Source organism: Natranaerobius thermophilus JW/NM-WN-LF (assembly GCF_000020005.1).
In the GTDB taxonomy this organism is placed as follows: Bacteria; Bacillota; Natranaerobiia; order Natranaerobiales; family Natranaerobiaceae; genus Natranaerobius; species Natranaerobius thermophilus.
In genome coordinates this window covers 36074-51998 of record NC_010718.1, presented here as the reverse complement: position 1 = coordinate 51998, position 15925 = coordinate 36074, and the positions used below count along the sequence as shown (strand labels likewise).

General features: G+C 35.8%; 14 protein-coding genes. 3 read left to right on the top strand and 11 right to left on the bottom strand.

Going from position 1 to position 15925, the window contains the following annotated elements:
• Positions 1-151 precede the first annotated feature (151 nt).
• Positions 152-1213 carry an IS6 family transposase gene (locus NTHER_RS00235; RefSeq protein ID WP_012446527.1) on the bottom strand — a complete coding sequence of 354 codons (1062 nt, stop codon included), beginning with the start codon at positions 1211-1213 and terminating at the stop codon, positions 152-154.
• Positions 1214-1337: 124 nt separating this feature from the next.
• Between NTHER_RS00235 and NTHER_RS00230 the strand changes: the two genes are divergently transcribed.
• Positions 1338-2081, top strand: a complete 744-nt coding sequence (locus NTHER_RS00230) for a ZIP family metal transporter (RefSeq protein ID WP_012446526.1) — start codon at positions 1338-1340, stop codon at positions 2079-2081.
• 78 nt (positions 2082-2159) lie between these two features.
• Here NTHER_RS00230 and NTHER_RS00225 read toward each other — a convergent pair whose 3' ends face one another.
• The 7 genes from NTHER_RS00225 to guaB form a co-directional block, all read right to left on the bottom strand.
• The gene (locus NTHER_RS00225; RefSeq protein WP_012446525.1) at positions 2160-2621 is read right to left on the bottom strand and encodes a YaaR family protein; all 462 of its coding nucleotides are present in this window, start codon (positions 2619-2621) and stop codon (positions 2160-2162) included.
• Between the two features lie 35 nt (positions 2622-2656).
• On the bottom strand, positions 2657-2986 hold the full coding sequence (locus NTHER_RS00220) for a cyclic-di-AMP receptor (protein ID WP_041367241.1): 330 nt from the start codon (positions 2984-2986) through the stop codon (positions 2657-2659).
• Between the two features lie 50 nt (positions 2987-3036).
• Positions 3037-3657 (bottom strand): dTMP kinase, encoded by a 621-nt coding sequence (gene tmk / locus NTHER_RS00215; protein WP_012446523.1) that lies wholly within the window; start codon positions 3655-3657, stop codon positions 3037-3039.
• Positions 3658-3671: 14 nt separating this feature from the next.
• Positions 3672-5009 (bottom strand): AAA family ATPase, encoded by a 1338-nt coding sequence (locus NTHER_RS00210; protein ID WP_012446522.1) that lies wholly within the window; start codon positions 5007-5009, stop codon positions 3672-3674.
• Between the two features lie 36 nt (positions 5010-5045).
• Positions 5046-6497 (bottom strand): aminotransferase class I/II-fold pyridoxal phosphate-dependent enzyme, encoded by a 1452-nt coding sequence (locus NTHER_RS00205; protein ID WP_012446521.1) that lies wholly within the window; start codon positions 6495-6497, stop codon positions 5046-5048.
• 173 nt (positions 6498-6670) lie between these two features.
• Positions 6671-8020 (bottom strand): sodium-dependent transporter, encoded by a 1350-nt coding sequence (locus NTHER_RS00200; RefSeq protein ID WP_012446520.1) that lies wholly within the window; start codon positions 8018-8020, stop codon positions 6671-6673.
• 280 nt (positions 8021-8300) lie between these two features.
• The gene (gene guaB / locus NTHER_RS00195) at positions 8301-9758 is read right to left on the bottom strand and encodes an IMP dehydrogenase (protein WP_012446519.1); all 1458 of its coding nucleotides are present in this window, start codon (positions 9756-9758) and stop codon (positions 8301-8303) included.
• Between the two features lie 164 nt (positions 9759-9922).
• Between guaB and NTHER_RS00190 the strand changes: the two genes are divergently transcribed.
• Complete coding sequence (locus NTHER_RS00190) at positions 9923-11314, top strand: ISNCY family transposase (RefSeq protein ID WP_202943851.1); 1392 nt, start codon at positions 9923-9925, stop codon at positions 11312-11314.
• A gap of 106 nt (positions 11315-11420) precedes the next feature.
• On the opposite strand, the gene NTHER_RS00185 is transcribed toward NTHER_RS00190, so the two are convergent.
• Positions 11421-13493 (bottom strand): cell division protein FtsA, encoded by a 2073-nt coding sequence (locus NTHER_RS00185; RefSeq protein ID WP_012446517.1) that lies wholly within the window; start codon positions 13491-13493, stop codon positions 11421-11423.
• Between the two features lie 175 nt (positions 13494-13668).
• Here NTHER_RS00185 and NTHER_RS00180 point away from each other — a divergent pair, with 175 nt between their 5' ends.
• Positions 13669-14976: a helix-turn-helix domain-containing protein gene (locus NTHER_RS00180; RefSeq protein WP_012446516.1), complete on the top strand. Its 1308-nt coding sequence runs from the start codon at positions 13669-13671 to the stop codon at positions 14974-14976.
• Between the two features lie 74 nt (positions 14977-15050).
• On the opposite strand, the gene NTHER_RS16195 is transcribed toward NTHER_RS00180, so the two are convergent.
• Together NTHER_RS16195 and NTHER_RS00170 are read right to left on the bottom strand one after the other, a co-directional pair.
• A complete protein-coding gene (locus tag NTHER_RS16195) occupies positions 15051-15311 on the bottom strand; it encodes a 4Fe-4S dicluster domain-containing protein (RefSeq protein ID WP_012446515.1) in 261 nt (86 codons plus the stop codon).
• A 17-nt stretch (positions 15312-15328) separates the two neighbouring features.
• Positions 15329-15925: a 2-oxoacid:acceptor oxidoreductase family protein gene (locus tag NTHER_RS00170; RefSeq protein WP_012446514.1), complete on the bottom strand. Its 597-nt coding sequence runs from the start codon at positions 15923-15925 to the stop codon at positions 15329-15331.

The window sequence follows — 15925 nt, the reverse complement described above, 5'->3', positions numbered from 1 at the left end:
ATATCAAGTTATGTTAATAAAAAGCAACATATCCACTATTTTTGTTCTTTGAAATTATGGTATAATATGAAAATAGTAATTATTATAGAGTCTGTTAAGTTGTTATGAAAAATAAGCTCATTTGCTCGCAAGATTTCAAAAGATTTGGCAGTCAAGCGGCATTATTACTATGTAAAAGCCAAAAAGTCCTATTACGATTAGAGTAATTAATCCCAGCAACTTGAGCAGGAGTAGACTGATTCAAAACATTGCTTGTCCTAACAAAGTTAAAAGCAAACACAAATACCGCAATCAACTTGTTGGCTGACTGGAAAGAAGCAAATCCTCTGCGTTGCTTAACCCAGCTTTTGAAAATCTGAAAAAAAGATTCAATTAAGTTATTAGAGATATCATCTTGAAAAGACTCGACTCTGATGTGATTAGAGTTTGGAAACAGAACTTTAATTGGAGCATTGTAAGCCCAGTATCTATCTGTAACGATACTATGAGGCTGTCCAAAATGTTTCTTAGCATAGTTCAGCACTTTAAAAGCAGCCTGGCTATCTCTGTAAGGAGATAGATGAAATGCAAGCACAAATCTAGTTTCAGCATCAATAACAGTCCAGGCGTAGAATCTTTTGCCTTTAATTTTAATTACAGTTTCGTCGACATGCCACTCATCAGAAGAGTCAAGATCTATTGGCTTTAGATATCTAGAGATATAAAGAAACAGAGGAGCAAACTTTTTAGTCCAGTCAGCAATAGTAACATGAGATACTTTAATTCCTTCACAATCAATAAGGAACTGTGAGACACCTCTAGTAGAGCTACCATTGATAAAGTACAGGTAAAGAGCTCGAATAACAGTATGAAGAGAATGTCTCATGTTAGAGAAGTCTACTTTGCCGTCAATATCAAGTTGCGAAGGTTCAGGAATACTTTGAGGTTTAGGGACATAGAAAGAATGATTACAGCTTTTGTCCCAACACCTCAAATTAGAATAAAATTCATAGTCGTGATGTAAAAATGTAGCTTTACCGCATTTAGGGCAAGAGGGATATTTACGAGGTTTATTAGGACCTCTTTTATCCCCGCCTTTAGAAAGTGTCTTAGGTGCAAACTGACTAAAACATTCTTGACATTGATACTTTTGATGACCATGATTATCAAAACCAAACCTATAAAACTTGTCAGAGCAGTTATTATTGCATCTAGGGCATACAACTTTAGTCATGGATCAGTCTCCTTTCTCCCGGAGGGTTTTGATTTCTGTCTAAAACTATCTTAACTCCGGGACGGAGACTGATTCAAATATCATATAACTTAACAGAACTTTATTATAAGCTAGGAGGTTTGTTATGGAAGCTTTAGTCTATAGTTTTTTAGCTGGTATTTCTACAGCCATAGGAGCTATAATAGTAGCTTTTTTTGGACAACCTAGTCAAAGGGCTTTATCTGGTCTATTAGGATTTGCAGGTGGTATTATGCTAGCTATATCAGCCTTCGACTTAATGCCAGAGTCCTTAGAGATAGGTTCGATGTCGTCGACTATTATTGGCTTTTCCTTTGGGGCAATTATGATGTATGCACTTGATAAATTTATTCCCCACGCCCATATGTCAGGAGGAGAAGACATAATTGAAGAAAACACATCCCCTTTGAATAACAAAGAAATTCTTCGTACCGGTTACCTAATTTTCTTTGGAATAGCTCTACACAATTTACCCGAAGGTTTAGCCATTGGTGCCGGATTAGAATCGAGCCCAGAACTTGGACTATATATTGCCATTGCCATCGGTCTTCATAATATACCAGAGGGCATGGCTACTGCAGGGCCTTTAAGAGCAGGAGGTTTACGCTGGATTAAAGTTTTCTTACTCACCTTATTTGCCGGACTTATGACACCATTAGGAGCTGCCCTGGGATTAATCATCTTCAATATATCACCTGTTCTCGTTGCAGGGGGACTAGCTTTTGCAGCTGGTGCAATGGTCTATATAGTAAGTGATGAATTAATCCCACAATCCCATAACCTACATAGTCACATTGCTAATGCTGGATTAATAATCGGTCTGCTTTTGGGTTTTGTATTGACTAGTTAAGCAATTATTTATCAGTAAGCGTCGTAAGAGCTTATTAAGTTGAATTTTTGTTTTTCAAAAATTAAGCTCCTTCTAGATTTATTGATATAAATCCAGAAGGAGCCCTCTTATTTCATCTATTCTTGCAATAACTTCCATTTTCTCTCCTTCATTTTTAACAACCTTTTCTCCCAGTTCAGCTAATTTTTGATCTATTGTTTCAATATGGCGGTACAGTTTTTGGGAACCAAAGCGATTTCTCCCCCTTGATCCTGTTACTTCGTAGGCTTCCCCAATGAATACCTGTAAAAAGTTTTTGATGCTCTGTCTGTAAGAGATAAAACTTTCCCAAGTCATTTGATTCGCTAAGTTCTGTCCTTTTTCATTAATATCTGCAACAAGCCGATCCAACTCTTTATTAAGTTCTTGTTTATGAGCTTTAGAAAATTGGGTTTGAAAATTTTGTTTTTTTTGATTCACCTTTCTACTCCCGGGAGTAGTTACTGTTTTTTTGTTATTGGTTTCTTCACCTCTTTTGCCTATACCGCTAATTCTTGCCATTCTAGCATCCCCCTTATTAACTTCACAACCTGTCTTTAGACCTGCTCAAAATTATCTACATCAACTACGAAAATAGTAGCGCCACCCACAGTCACCTCTACGGGAAAGGGCAAATAAGTATCTGTTGTTCCTCCTACGGGGGAAACAGGGTTTACCATTTGCTGCCTTGAACTACAGTGGTTCTTAATTAGGTCAATAACGTCATTCACCTGATCTTGTGTAACACCAATAAGTAAAGTGGTATTCCCTGCCCTTAAAAACCCACCACTACTAGCAAGTTTAGTTACCCTAATCTCTTTTTCATTCAGGGCATCTAATAAAGGGGGCGTATCTTTATCCTGCAAAATAACAATTATCAACTTCATTTTCATTTTTAACCTCCTCTCCCCGTAATTCATTCAAGTTAATAATTTAGTCAGTTTCTTATCAATATGTCTTCCAAAACATTCCATAACTCTTCGAAAACTTTCTCTTCGGATTGGTCGCCATTAATAATCACTATTCTATCAGGTTCTTCTTCAGCTAGAAAAAGGTAATTTTCCCTGACTTGAGATTGATAATTCACCCCCCTATTTTCAATCCGGTCTTTTTCTATACCTAACCGTTTCGCAGCACGTTCGGGAGTTATATCTATTAAAAATGTTATATCAGGAGTCACTTTATCATAAGCCGGTTGATTTACACGGATAACTTCTTCATGGGAGAGCTTTATCCCTTGATAAGCCACACTGGAATCAACAAAGCGATCACATAATACTATGTTATCCTCAGCTAAGTTGGGAATAATAAATTCTTCAATATGTTGTACACGTGAAGCCGCATATAAAAGTGCTTCTGTTTCAATAGTCATATTATAATGTTTCGGAGCTAAAAGTATTTCTCTAATTGCATCCCCTACACTAGTTCCACCAGGTTCACGGGTTGAAACCACATTAAACCCTAGTTTTTTTAATTTAGAGGTTACTTTTTTTAATTGAGTACTTTTTCCACAACCATCTATGCCTTCAAAGGTTATAAATTTTCCTCTCTTAGACAATCTCCCCATCCCCTTTACATTTCTGAATCATTTTCTTCAACTTCTTTTTTAAAAATATGTCTTAATACTTTTTCTACTTGTTTTTCTTTATTTTTACGTATTACATGTACAGGAATATTTTCCTGGTAAGCTTTTTGGATTTTTTTAGCCCCTTTTCGTTTTTGGGCTTTAACTGTTAACATTATATCAGCTTCTTGCATGTGTTTGGTAAGCTTTGCAGGAACTTGTAATTCTTTAATTAAACGTTTTAATGTATCTTTGCTAACGGCATAGGGATAAATCTTTTGTAATGCGTCATTTTGATAATTACCCTCCGTTTGGGCATCCATCTCATTCCATTCATCCGTGATATTGGAATTTTGGATAATTTCATGCTGACCGTCATTTTTTCTAAGTCTTATCTCTGGACGTGGTGCTCCACCCCTTAAAATATAGTCAACTACTTTTTCCAATGGTGCATGGATCTTTAGAGTATTTCTATCAAATATCTCTACAACTGCATCAAAGGTTGAGGGTGCCTTTCTTTCTAGAACAGTTTTTTGAGAGTTTCTTCTTTTAGCTTCTTCATCTCCGAGAGTTACTGTATCTATTCCACCAATTAATTCTGATAGTGTGGGATTGAGTATCAAATTTTCCAATGTATTTCCATGAGCAGTAGCGATTAATTGAACACCCCGCTCTGCTATAGTCCTGGCGGCTTCCGCTTCTTGATAAGTACCAATTTCGTCTATAATAATAACTTCCGGCATGTGGTTCTCAACTGCCTCAATCATAACATCATGCTGTTTGTCGGGAGTCTTAACCTGCATTCTCCTGGCATGGCCAATGGCGGGATGAGGTATATCACCATCTCCCGCAATTTCATTAGAAGTATCAACTATAATTACCCGTTTTCTAAATTCATCAGCTAGTATTCGTGCTGCTTCTCTTAAAATAGTAGTTTTACCTACTCCTGGGCGTCCAAGAAGAAGAGTTTTATCCCCTCGTTCTACAATATCCCTGATTATATCTGCTGTACCATAAACTGCCTTACCAACTCTACAAGTTAGACCCACAATTTTATCCCTTCTATTTCTGATGGCAGAAATACGATGTAGAGTTTTTTCTATTCCAGAGCGATTATCTAAACCAAAGGGACCTGTGCGATTATAAATAAACTCCAAGTCCTTTTCTGTCACGGTATCATCAGTTAAATATATAAACTCCCTTGGATATCTTGCCTCTGGTTTTCTCCCCAAATCCAAGACTACTTCCACCAAATCTTCCAGGTCATTTCTTTTTTGTAAATTTTCCCTTATATGAGGAGGAAATATCTCCAACATTAATTTCAACTCTTGGTTAAATTCTTCCACAGTAATCACCCTTGTATGTTATAGATTCTAATAGATTCATCTTATCACTTTAATGTAGCTAGAACTGCTGTAGTAAAATCCCTGTATATGTATTTCAGGATTTTCCGTTAATTTATTTAAATATTCATATACATCCCCTGTTATAATTTCTCCTGGTACTAATGCAGGTATTCCCGGAGGATAAGGAATAACAAATTCTTGGGCTACTCTTCCAATAGCTTCAGATAGTTCAATATACTCTCCTTCTTGGTAAACTGCTTCTCTAGGAGTAATCTCAACTTGTGGATAGGGAATATCTGTTTTTGCTACTAATTGTTTATCTACAGTATTATTGACAATTTGATAACTATTTTTATTGTTTACTATTGTTTCCAGGCTATTTATAAGATAATCTAACTCCCTCTCCGTGTGATATGGAGTTAACATAAGCATAATACTATTACTATCTACCAATTCAACCTGAATTCCAAATTCATTTCGGAGTAAATCTGATAATTTATACCCGGAAATATTTAGTTCCCGTAAATCAATAGTTAACTTAGACGGGTCCAATTTAAATCCTGTCGTAATTTGTTCTGGTGTCACCAGTTGTAATCCTGGAATTTCGCAAATTTTATTTCTAATATATTTTAACCTGTTGCTAATAAATTCCTGCCAATGTTTATGATATTTGTCAGCATATTCGATTACAGATTCTAATGATGCCATTAAAGGATATGATGGACTAGTGGTTTGCACAAGTTGTAGCATAAAAGCTAATTTTTCCCGAGAAACCAAATTTTCAATTCCATGAAGCATGGAACTTTGAGTAAGAGAACCTAGAGTTTTATGTGTACTTTGAACCCACAAATCGCCACCATATTCTGAAGCATCAGGAGGCAAATCCTTTGAAAAAATAAAATGTGCTCCATGGGCTTCGTCAACTAGCAAGGGTATATTACTATCCAATGCAACTTTGTTCATATCAATGGCAACTCCGTGGTAACTAGGATTAGTAATCAAAACAGCTTCAGGTGTTTTTGAACTATCAATATTTGTTGAGATAGTGTTATTCAATTCATCTGGAGATATATTGAAGGCTACAGGACTTTCTTTGGGGACCTCAACAGGTATATATTCGGGAATAGCACCAGATAAAATCAAACCATGATAGACGGATCGATGAGCATTTCGGGGAACTGCCAGTTTTTTTCCTGGCTCAACCATTGCAAGGATCATAGCAATAATTCCAGCTGAAGATCCATTAACTAAAAAATGAGTAAAATCGGCTCCAAAGACTTGGGCTGCCCTGGATTGAGCATTTTTAATCACATTTTCTGGAGCATGTAGATCGTCGAGTCCAGGTAATTCAGTCAGATCAGCTTTAAATACTTGTTCCCCCAATAATGATATGGCAGGACTGCCCTCACCACCTATATGTCCTGGTGTATGGTATCTAGAGTATTGATTTTTTATGTACTCATCTATGGCCTGTTGTAAGGAATCCATATTTATGGCCTCCATCATGTTTTTTATTATAATTGTTATTTTTTACTATATAATTTATATCACATTAATATTCTGTACGAAAGGTAAATAATCCTTTAATGGCTCATGCACAAAATAACCCTGGTCCGAAAGACCAGGGTTATTGTAAAGTTGACATTCGTATTAGTGATGCCTTATCCACCTAAAGTATCAATAATTCCCACAATCATTACTATTAAAACACCGAGGGGAATTACATATTTAAGCAATGGTTCCATCCAGTGACCTATTTTTAATCCTCGAGAACCCTTGTTGGCTTCATCAGCAACATTTTTCATCCCCCAAACGTGGCCAGCAAAAATTACAGTCAAGACACCACCTAGGGGCAACATAATACTATCAGAAATAAAATCGTAAAAATCAAGCATATCCATTCCAATGATTGTCACATCTGATAAGACCCCAGCATGGAGTGCCGGTGGGATACCAACTACAAAAATGATAGCTCCTACCACAGCAGCTGCCTTTTTCCTAGGCCAGTTTTTCTCATCTATAACATATGCCGCCACAACCTCGAGAAGTGAAATTGCAGAAGTTAAAGCCGCAATTGACAATAACAGGAAGAATAAGAATCCGAATAGCTCTCCCATTGGCATTTCAGCAAATACTGCAGGTAAAGTAATAAATACCAATCCAGGGCCTTGAGTTGTTTCAAAACCCAGGGCGAACATCGCTGGAAAGATGGCCAAACCTGCCAAAATTGCAATCCCTGTATCTGCACCGATAATTTGAATTGCACTATTAGGCACTTCATCCTTACTAGAAAGATAACTACCGTAAGTGATAATAGCTCCCATACCCAAACTCAAAGTAAAAAAGGATTGACCAATAGCACTTAGGATTGTTTCAGGCTGCACAGCACTAAAATCAGGGCTAAATAAGAATGCTAAACCTTCTCCCGCACCCTCTAAAGTAACACCTCTAAACACAACTATTAATAGTAAGACGACCAAAATCGGCATTAATAATTCCACAATTCGCTGAATTCCTTTAACTACACCTGCTGCAATCACTCCAACAGTTATTACCATAAAAATAAAATGATATATTAATGGCTCGGCTACCCCGGCGATATGCTGACCAAATAATTGTTCATTGGCACCAGCTCCTTCCGGAAAACCAGCAATAGCTTTAAAAATATAAGACATAGACCAACCGGCAATAACGGAATAAAAACTCAAAATTACAAATCCAGTAAGAACACCCAATCCCCCTACGAGCCACCAGGGTGTATTAGGAGCTAGGGCTTTAAAAGCACCTACAGGGTTCTTCTGAGTACTTCTTCCCATAGAAATTTCAGTAATCATTACAGGATAACCGATTAATACTATTGCAATAAGATAGAGAAATAAAAAAGCAGCACCACCGTGTTCACCAACAACATAGGGGAATCTCCAAATATTACCTAATCCAACTGCTGATCCTGCTGCTGCTAGGACAAAACCTAATCTAGATGCCCATTGTTCTCTTGGTTCATTTGGCATATTAACCCTCCTTGTTATCTGTTTACTAAATTAAGTCCAAAATCCATCACCTTATATTTACCACCCCCCTATAAATGTTTGAAATTTTTGGAATTGTCCTACTATTGATATTAGTAAATTATATTATATAGCAGTAATAATATCTATATTTATTCCCTTAATTTTATTTATTCTTTAATAATTCGATTTGTTAAAGAAAATTCCTTCTTAAAAAATAAAAAAATTTTATTTAATTAACATTTCAAAACTTAAAAGTATGCCCTGAAAGAAAAGCACCTAATTATAATGAATAATTAGGTGCTTCTTTAGTGATTTGAACATCGTGGGGGTGACTTTCCTTTAACCCCGAAGCAGTGATTCTTACCATACGAGAATCCTTTTGTAAACTTTCGATATCAGCAGCACCACAATATCCCATACCGGATCTTAAACCCCCAACTAATTGATAAACTGTATCTTGTAAGGTTCCACGATACGGAACCCGTCCTTCTATCCCTTCTGGAACGAATTTCCTTTTGTCTTCTTGGAAATATCTGTCTTTACTTCCTAATTTCATTGAGGTTTCAGATCCCATTCCTCTATAGACTTTATAACTGCGGCCTTGATAAATTTCAAATTCACCCGGACTTTCATCAGTACCAGCAAATAAGCTGCCAATCATGACAACATCAGCCCCTACTGATAAAGCCTTAGCTATATCTCCAGAATATTTGATACCACCATCAGAAATTATTGGTACTCCGTATTCTTTAGCAACCTTAGCACAATCTAATACAGCTGTTATTTGGGGAACCCCAACTCCACAAACTATTCGAGTAGTACATATTGATCCGGGGCCAACTCCTACTTTGACCGCATCAGCTCCCGCTTCTATTAAATCTTTAGTTCCTTCAGTTGTGGCTACATTACCTGCTACTAGTTCCACATCAGGATATGTTTCTTTAACGTATCTAACAGCTTTAATTACATTCTGTGAATGACCATGGGCAGTATCGATAACAATTACATCAACTTTGGCCTCAACTAAAGCTGCTACTCGTTCATCCAGATCCTTGCCTGGGCCTACTGCGGCACCTGCCAGTAACCGACCAGTTTCATCTTTAGCGGCATTGGGAAACTTAATTGATTTTTCAATATCTTTTATGGTTATCAAACCTTTTAAGTTTCCTTCATCATCAGTTAAAGGTAGTTTTTCAACTTTATTTTCCTGAAGAATCTTCTGAGCTTCTGACATTGAGATTCCTTCAGAAGCTGTTATTAAATTTGAATCTGTCATAACTTCTTTTATCGGTCTGTTAAAATCGGTTTCAAATCTCAAATCGCGGTTGGTAATGATACCAATTAATTTACCACTTTCCGTAATAGGAACCCCTGATATACGATAGCGTTCCATTAAAGCTGCAGCATCGGATATTTTATGATTTTGGGATAAAGAGAAAGGATTTGTAATTACACCGTGTTCCGATCTCTTAACCCGATCTACTTCAGTAGCCTGCTTATCAATCGACATATTCTTGTGAATGATACCAATGCCGCCTTCTCTTGCCATGGCTACGGCAAGGCGAGCTTCAGTGACAGTATCCATACCTGCACTCATCAAGGGAATATTTAATCTAATTTTATTAGTTAGCCTGGTTTGAATATCAATGTCTTTAGGGATTATTTGAGATTTAGAAGGGACCAAAAGCACATCATCAAAAGTAAGCCCTTCATTTACAATTTTATCATTGTATTCCATGAGTATTACACCTCCTCGGTTAATTAAAACATATAACAAAATTATTTATAATTAGTTTTCCTAGTCCTATTGACCCTAGTCCTTATCAAACTAGCACGTGATAATTAAAGGCAAGTTTAGCAAAACCCATCTAAGTTGTCAATATAATTAATAGATATATGTAATTGTTCTGTGATATTGTCACCCCTAGAATGTTCTGTGAAAATGTCACTATGACTAAAAAGGTGACATATCAAATGACCCAAGAAGAAATTAAAAAACTAAATATTATCAATCAAACAATTGATGGCTACTTAACCATTAGAGATGCAGCACGAGCTTTGAACCTCAGTGATCGACAAATTAAACGACTGAAGAAAGGAGTGCAACTAGAAGGACCCAGTTTTGTCATACATAAAAGCCGAGGTAAAAAGCCTGATCATTCTGTTCCTGAAAGTACTGAAAAACATATCATTTCTCTAAAGTTAGAAAAATACCCAAATGCAAATTTCACTCATTTTACAGAACTTTTAAACGAGCGAGAAAAAATCTCTATCAGTAGGCCAGTTGTTCATAGAATTCTTAGTAAAGCTGGAATTTCTAGTCCTAAAAAACATAAAAAGAGTAAGAGTCACCACAGACGCAAACGCAAGGACAGAATGGGACTTTTAGTACAAATAGACGCCTCACCTTATGACTGGTTTGACACTGGCTTTGATTGTGATTTACACGCTGCTATCGATGATGCCACAGGAGCTTTGCTAGGATTATTTTTTGTTGAAAATGAATGTCTTGAGGGATACTTTCAGATTATGCATCAGTTAATTTCAAACTATGGTATTCCTGCAAGTCTTTATAGCGATAAGCACACTATTTTTAGATCACCTAAATCGGACAAGCTTTCGATTGATGAACAGCTCGCAGGTAAACAAGTTAAGCCTACTCAATTTGGTGCAGCTATGGAAGAGTTAGGAGTCACTATTATACCTGCTAACTCTCCACAAGCAAAAGGACGAGTTGAAAGGCTTTTTGATACTTTACAAAGCAGACTGCCCACACTTTTTAAGCTACACAATATAACTACCATGGAGAAAGCTAATGAATTTTTACAAAAAGATTTCTTGCCTGATTTTAATAAAAGATTTGCCCTAAAGCCCGAAAATGAGCTATCGGCTTTTACCTGTTTAAATCAAGATATTAATCTTGATCATATACTTTGTTCTAAATTCAAAAGAACTGTGGACAACAGTGCCACTTTCTCTTTTGAAGGAAGTTACTATCAAATTTTAGATAAAAATAGTCAACTGGTTCCTAAATCTAAAGTTACTGTCCTATCTAATCCTAAATTTGGAGTTAAAGTAAAATATAAAGATATGGTGTTTGAAACTCAAATTGTGGACAAGCCTTCAACTACTAAAATGACCAAAAAAGTTAAAACAACGCAATCACCTAAAAATAGAATAGTCCCAGATGAAAATCACCCTTGGAGAAAACAAAGTGAAAGAACAAATCTTAACTACGACCTGACTGATCAAGAACTTTTAGATACTATACTAAATACCAGGGACCGAGTTTAAAACTCGGTCTACCTTCCTGGGGGGTGACATTTTCTCTGAACAAATTTATGCGTTTTTAGGTGACATTTTCAAAGAACATTGACATATAATTAATAGATATATCGCCCTAAATTCTAGGAAGTTTTTTAGGACCTTCTTCTGACCAGTAAATCATCAACTCATCTCCATTTTTAATAACATCGGTAAACTCTGCTGGCTCTCCGTTAATTTTCATGACTAGATCTCCTTTTTTCATTGAAGTCTTGAAATCCACTACATTAAATATATCCATAAATATATGGGAGTCCTTTTCAGGTAATTGAAGTTCTTCTCCATTCACATTAATCTGAATTTGTTCCGGACCTTTGTCTTTATTTTCCCCTTTAGTTGTTTCTGATTCTACAATTTCATCAGATTTTGAATCATTTAAAGACTTTTGTTTAACAATAATTTCTTGTTGTGGTTTTATATTTTCAGTATCATCTAAAAATCTGTTATTTTGACTATCATACAAACAGTACTTAGTATTATCAATTTCTAAACGTTTCATAAGCTCGTCCACGGTATTAATCACTCGTGTTTCAATTTGGCAATCTTGATTTATATAAAGATCAAGACCTTTTTTTTGGTCAATTCTTTCCTTATCAATATAAATAGCTTGTGGAAAATTAATTTGATCATCATTAAAATAAAAATATTGATTAGTTGTTTGTTTTAATATTTGTGATATTTTCACTGATGCCTTGGGCCCTTTTTGTGCGGGTTCGACTGTAATTTCATCTCCTGTTTTTAATTCTGTTTCCAAGCTAGCAGGTTCACCGTTAACCTTAATTTGGGCTGTTTTACCTTCCTGACCAGGATAATATATTTTTTCACCATTTAACCAGACAGTTAGACCTTCTCCAGGTTTGGGAATCAAATCTTTCATAGGAAATCTTACAGATACCAGGGCATTAGCAACTTTAATGTCACCGTGTTCAAATAATCTTACAAGTTCATTATTTACTGTAACATCTATAAATCCAAAATTTTTATTTTGTACAGAACTTAAAGCAATTCCAAGGGGAGTAACTCCCTGGGGTCCTTTTAAGCCTTTTCGTAAATTTTTAACCTTTTCCCATTTCTCATAACCTTTTACAGCAACTTTCTCCTGGGGCAAATCTAATTTACTAGCTAGCTTTTCGGCCAAACCAGGTAATTCACTACCGCCCCCCACACAGAAAACGGCACTAGGAGCTCCATTATTCACTTCTAAAATAGCTTCTCCAATATTTTTGCTTAGTCTCTCTAATTGTGGTTCTATTATAGTCTTGAGTTTCTGTTTTGTTATTTCCTGCTTGTTACCCAGAATATCGTAATAACTCAACTTTTCTTTTTTATTTTGAGACAAGAAAAATTTGATTTTCTCTCCGGTGTCAAATTCTACTAATAATTCTTTACATAGTTTGTCAGTTATTTCATCTCCTGCTAAAGGAACCATTTGATAAGCTACCACACTTCCTTTGTCAGTAATGGCAATATCTGAGGTACCTGCACCAATATCCACCAGGGCTAAATTTAACATTCTTATTTTTTCTGGAATAGCTAAGCTAATAGCAGCTATTGGCTCTAAAGTAAGATTAGAAATGGATAAACCCACTTGATTCATAACGCCTTCTAACCCATCTACTACTACTTGTGGTAAAAAAGTAGCTATTATTTCTACACCTAATGTATCTCCTTTTTGACCAATAGGATTGATTATATCATGGCTATTTAGGGTATAATTGATGACAGAATGAGCTACACAATAATAATTGGGGTCATGAATATTACGACTACTCATTCTTTCTTGTAGCTGATTTTCAGCAGCTTTCACAGCTTCTAGTTCCAGGGCATATACCTGTTCAGGATCAATCCTTTGTTCAGGGTTCAAACTAGTCTCTAAATAATACTTTTCTGTTTCGAGAGATCTTCCAGCAGCAGCTATAGCAGCACTGCCAAACTTGTTATCAGTTTTTTTCTCTAAAGTAGTCTTAACATCCTGAACAACTTGAGCTACACTATCGATATCATGAATTTGACCATCGTACATACTCCTCATCTCATGTTCCCTAATTTCAAAACTTCGGACTTTTATTTTGTTTTCGTTATCCGGTCTACAAACCAGGCCAATAACAGATCTTGTACCTATATCCAGGGCAAATAAATCATCAGACATAGCTTCATGCCCCCTTTATCTCTATTAACCAATTTTAGTTAATTTGTTATTGATTGTTTAGAAATAGTATAACATTTTTCACCCTATAAGGACTATTTTTTAAAAAAATATTTCTTAATTTCTTGGTTTTGTGGTAAGCTATAAGTATAGGAGAAATTTTAAGGAGGTTGGAAAAGTGGGAGTTGTGGGAAATAATATAGGCCAAAAAATTAAAAGAGCTCGTTATGAAAAGGATATGACTCAAGAGGAATTAGCCGGTAAAGATTTTAACCGCAGCTTTTTAAGTCAAATTGAAAAAGGACTTGTTAAGCCATCTGATCGGGTTCTGTCCATCATAGCTGACCGTTTAAATTTACCACTAAGCTACTTTTATGAACCTGAAGACCCTGATAAGGATGATGAGCAAGCTATAAACGCTTTAAATAAAGCTAGAAATCTTATTCAATCTAATAAAATGGATGAGGCCTTAGAACTTATCACGAAATCTTTGAAACTACAAGATATATCACCTAAATATGCCGGTCTATTAATGAAGGAACAAGGTGAGATTTATTTCCAGGGAAATAACATTCAAAAATCTCTTTCTTCTCTAAAAAAAGCCAAAATCATTTTCGGAGATCATAAATACCACCATGAATTATGTTCTACCTTAAATCACATAGGCGAAATTTATAACCAATCTGAATCATATAAAGAAGCAACTCAACACTTACAACAGGCTATCAATATATTAGAAGACCATTTCGTCATGGATAATATATTATATCTAGATGTTTACTTTAATCTAGCCTTGTCTTATTTAGGAGAGCAAAAGTACCATGAGGCAATTAACACTCTCACTCAGGCAATTCCCTATTCATCTAAAACAAACAATTTTTATAATTTTGGAGAACTGCACTATTTATTAGGTAGATGTTACCAAAAGACCGGAAAATTTGCTAAAGCTAGAGTTGCCTTTGAAACAGCTATAGAACAATTTGTAATGTTTAATAAAAATAAATATACAGGAAAGACTCAGCTGGCTTTAGGTGAACTTGAAGAAACTGAAGGGAATTTAACTTCAGCTGAAAGATATTATTTAAAAGCTTTAGAACAATTCACATTATTAGAATCTAATGATCAAAGGGAAAGGTTAAAGCTAAAATTATTGAATATTTATTTACAACTAGATAAAAAAGAGAAAATTAAAGGCCTAGCTCCCTTTGATCTGGAGTTAGTTGATAGCCTATCTGAAAAAATTGATCTATCTTATGAGCTGTCCAAAATTCATTTGGAAAAAGAAGATTTTGACAACTGCTTTATAGTATTACAATTTTTAAACGATCTAGTGGATAGAGCAAGACGTAGAAAAATATTTTCCGACAAGAAATTATTATTTTACTACAGCTGGATGTCCCATCTCTATTTAAATATGGAATACTACGAACGAGGAAGAAAGTGTTTGAAACAATGTAATTCAATTATTAAAAAACTAGGGGAATAAAAAATAAAATTAACTACAATGTATAAAAAGGATCCTGCCTAGTCAAGCAGGACCCTTTTAGTTATAGCCTTAATTTATTTCTTTTTCTCTTTCTCTACTTTTATGGCAACATCAGGACATACTTGTTCACAGATTCCGCAGTAAATACATCCTTCCGCGTCAATTTCTACTGCAGGTGTACCATAAACCCCCAATTGATCTGACCAACTGATCACATTTTTAGGGCATTTTTCCATACAAAGGCCGCAGCCCTTGCATAGTCCTGGAAATAAGTGCCATTTACCTTTTCCTTCTTTTTCATAGGTTAATTTTTGATAGTTTTCGGCTGCACTCACAATCAATACCCCCCTCGTTAAATCTTTTCTTCTGCTGATTCCTTGGCCAGTTCCATACCTCTATCGAAGGCTTCCATATTCATTTCTCTCAATTTAGGGTTCTGTTCAAATTTTCGCTGTAGTTTCTTTTCAATAGCATTTTTCACTGCTTCAGGAGGTAGCACTTTCGATAATTCAATCACGGCACCAAGCACCATGATATTAAATACTCGAGGATGAAACTCCTGCTTCGCGATATCATTAGCGGGAATGCCTAGTATCTTCTTAGCTTGTCCTAAACCAGAACCTTCATTTTCTCGTTCTTCGGGCATATCTATCAAGGAACTATCATAAACAAAAATTGTATTCTCTCCCACGTACTTTTCTGTTCTATCAACAGCTCTACCGCTAAGAGCTACTACAATGTCCCCTTTAGTAAATTTAGGTGACCCGATTTGTTCTTCCGCTATCTGAACATAAGCTACAGACACACCACCACGCTGCTCTACTCCAAAGTTTGGAATATATAGTGCTTGCTTTTCTGTATCATTGGCAGCCTCTGCAAAAATGTCGGCAACTGATTGGACTCCCTGGCCTCCTTCACCGGCCAGAGCAATTTTTGTCGTATTATCCAA

Bases quoted from the DNA above. Each gene is read 5' to 3' on its own strand.
- NTHER_RS00235 (WP_012446527.1), bottom strand. From the start codon at position 1,213: ATGACTAAAGTTGTATGCCCTAGATGCAATAATAACTGCTCTGACAAG.
- NTHER_RS00230 (WP_012446526.1), top strand. From the start codon at position 1,338: ATGGAAGCTTTAGTCTATAGTTTTTTAGCTGGTATTTCTACAGCCATA.
- NTHER_RS00225 (WP_012446525.1), bottom strand. From the start codon at position 2,621: ATGGCAAGAATTAGCGGTATAGGCAAAAGAGGTGAAGAAACCAATAAC.
- NTHER_RS00220 (WP_041367241.1), bottom strand. From the start codon at position 2,986: ATGAAGTTGATAATTGTTATTTTGCAGGATAAAGATACGCCCCCTTTA.
- NTHER_RS00205 (WP_012446521.1), bottom strand. From the start codon at position 6,497: ATGGATTCCTTACAACAGGCCATAGATGAGTACATAAAAAATCAATAC.
- NTHER_RS00200 (WP_012446520.1), bottom strand. From the start codon at position 8,020: ATGCCAAATGAACCAAGAGAACAATGGGCATCTAGATTAGGTTTTGTC.
- guaB (WP_012446519.1), bottom strand. From the start codon at position 9,758: ATGGAATACAATGATAAAATTGTAAATGAAGGGCTTACTTTTGATGAT.
- NTHER_RS00185 (WP_012446517.1), bottom strand. From the start codon at position 13,493: ATGTCTGATGATTTATTTGCCCTGGATATAGGTACAAGATCTGTTATT.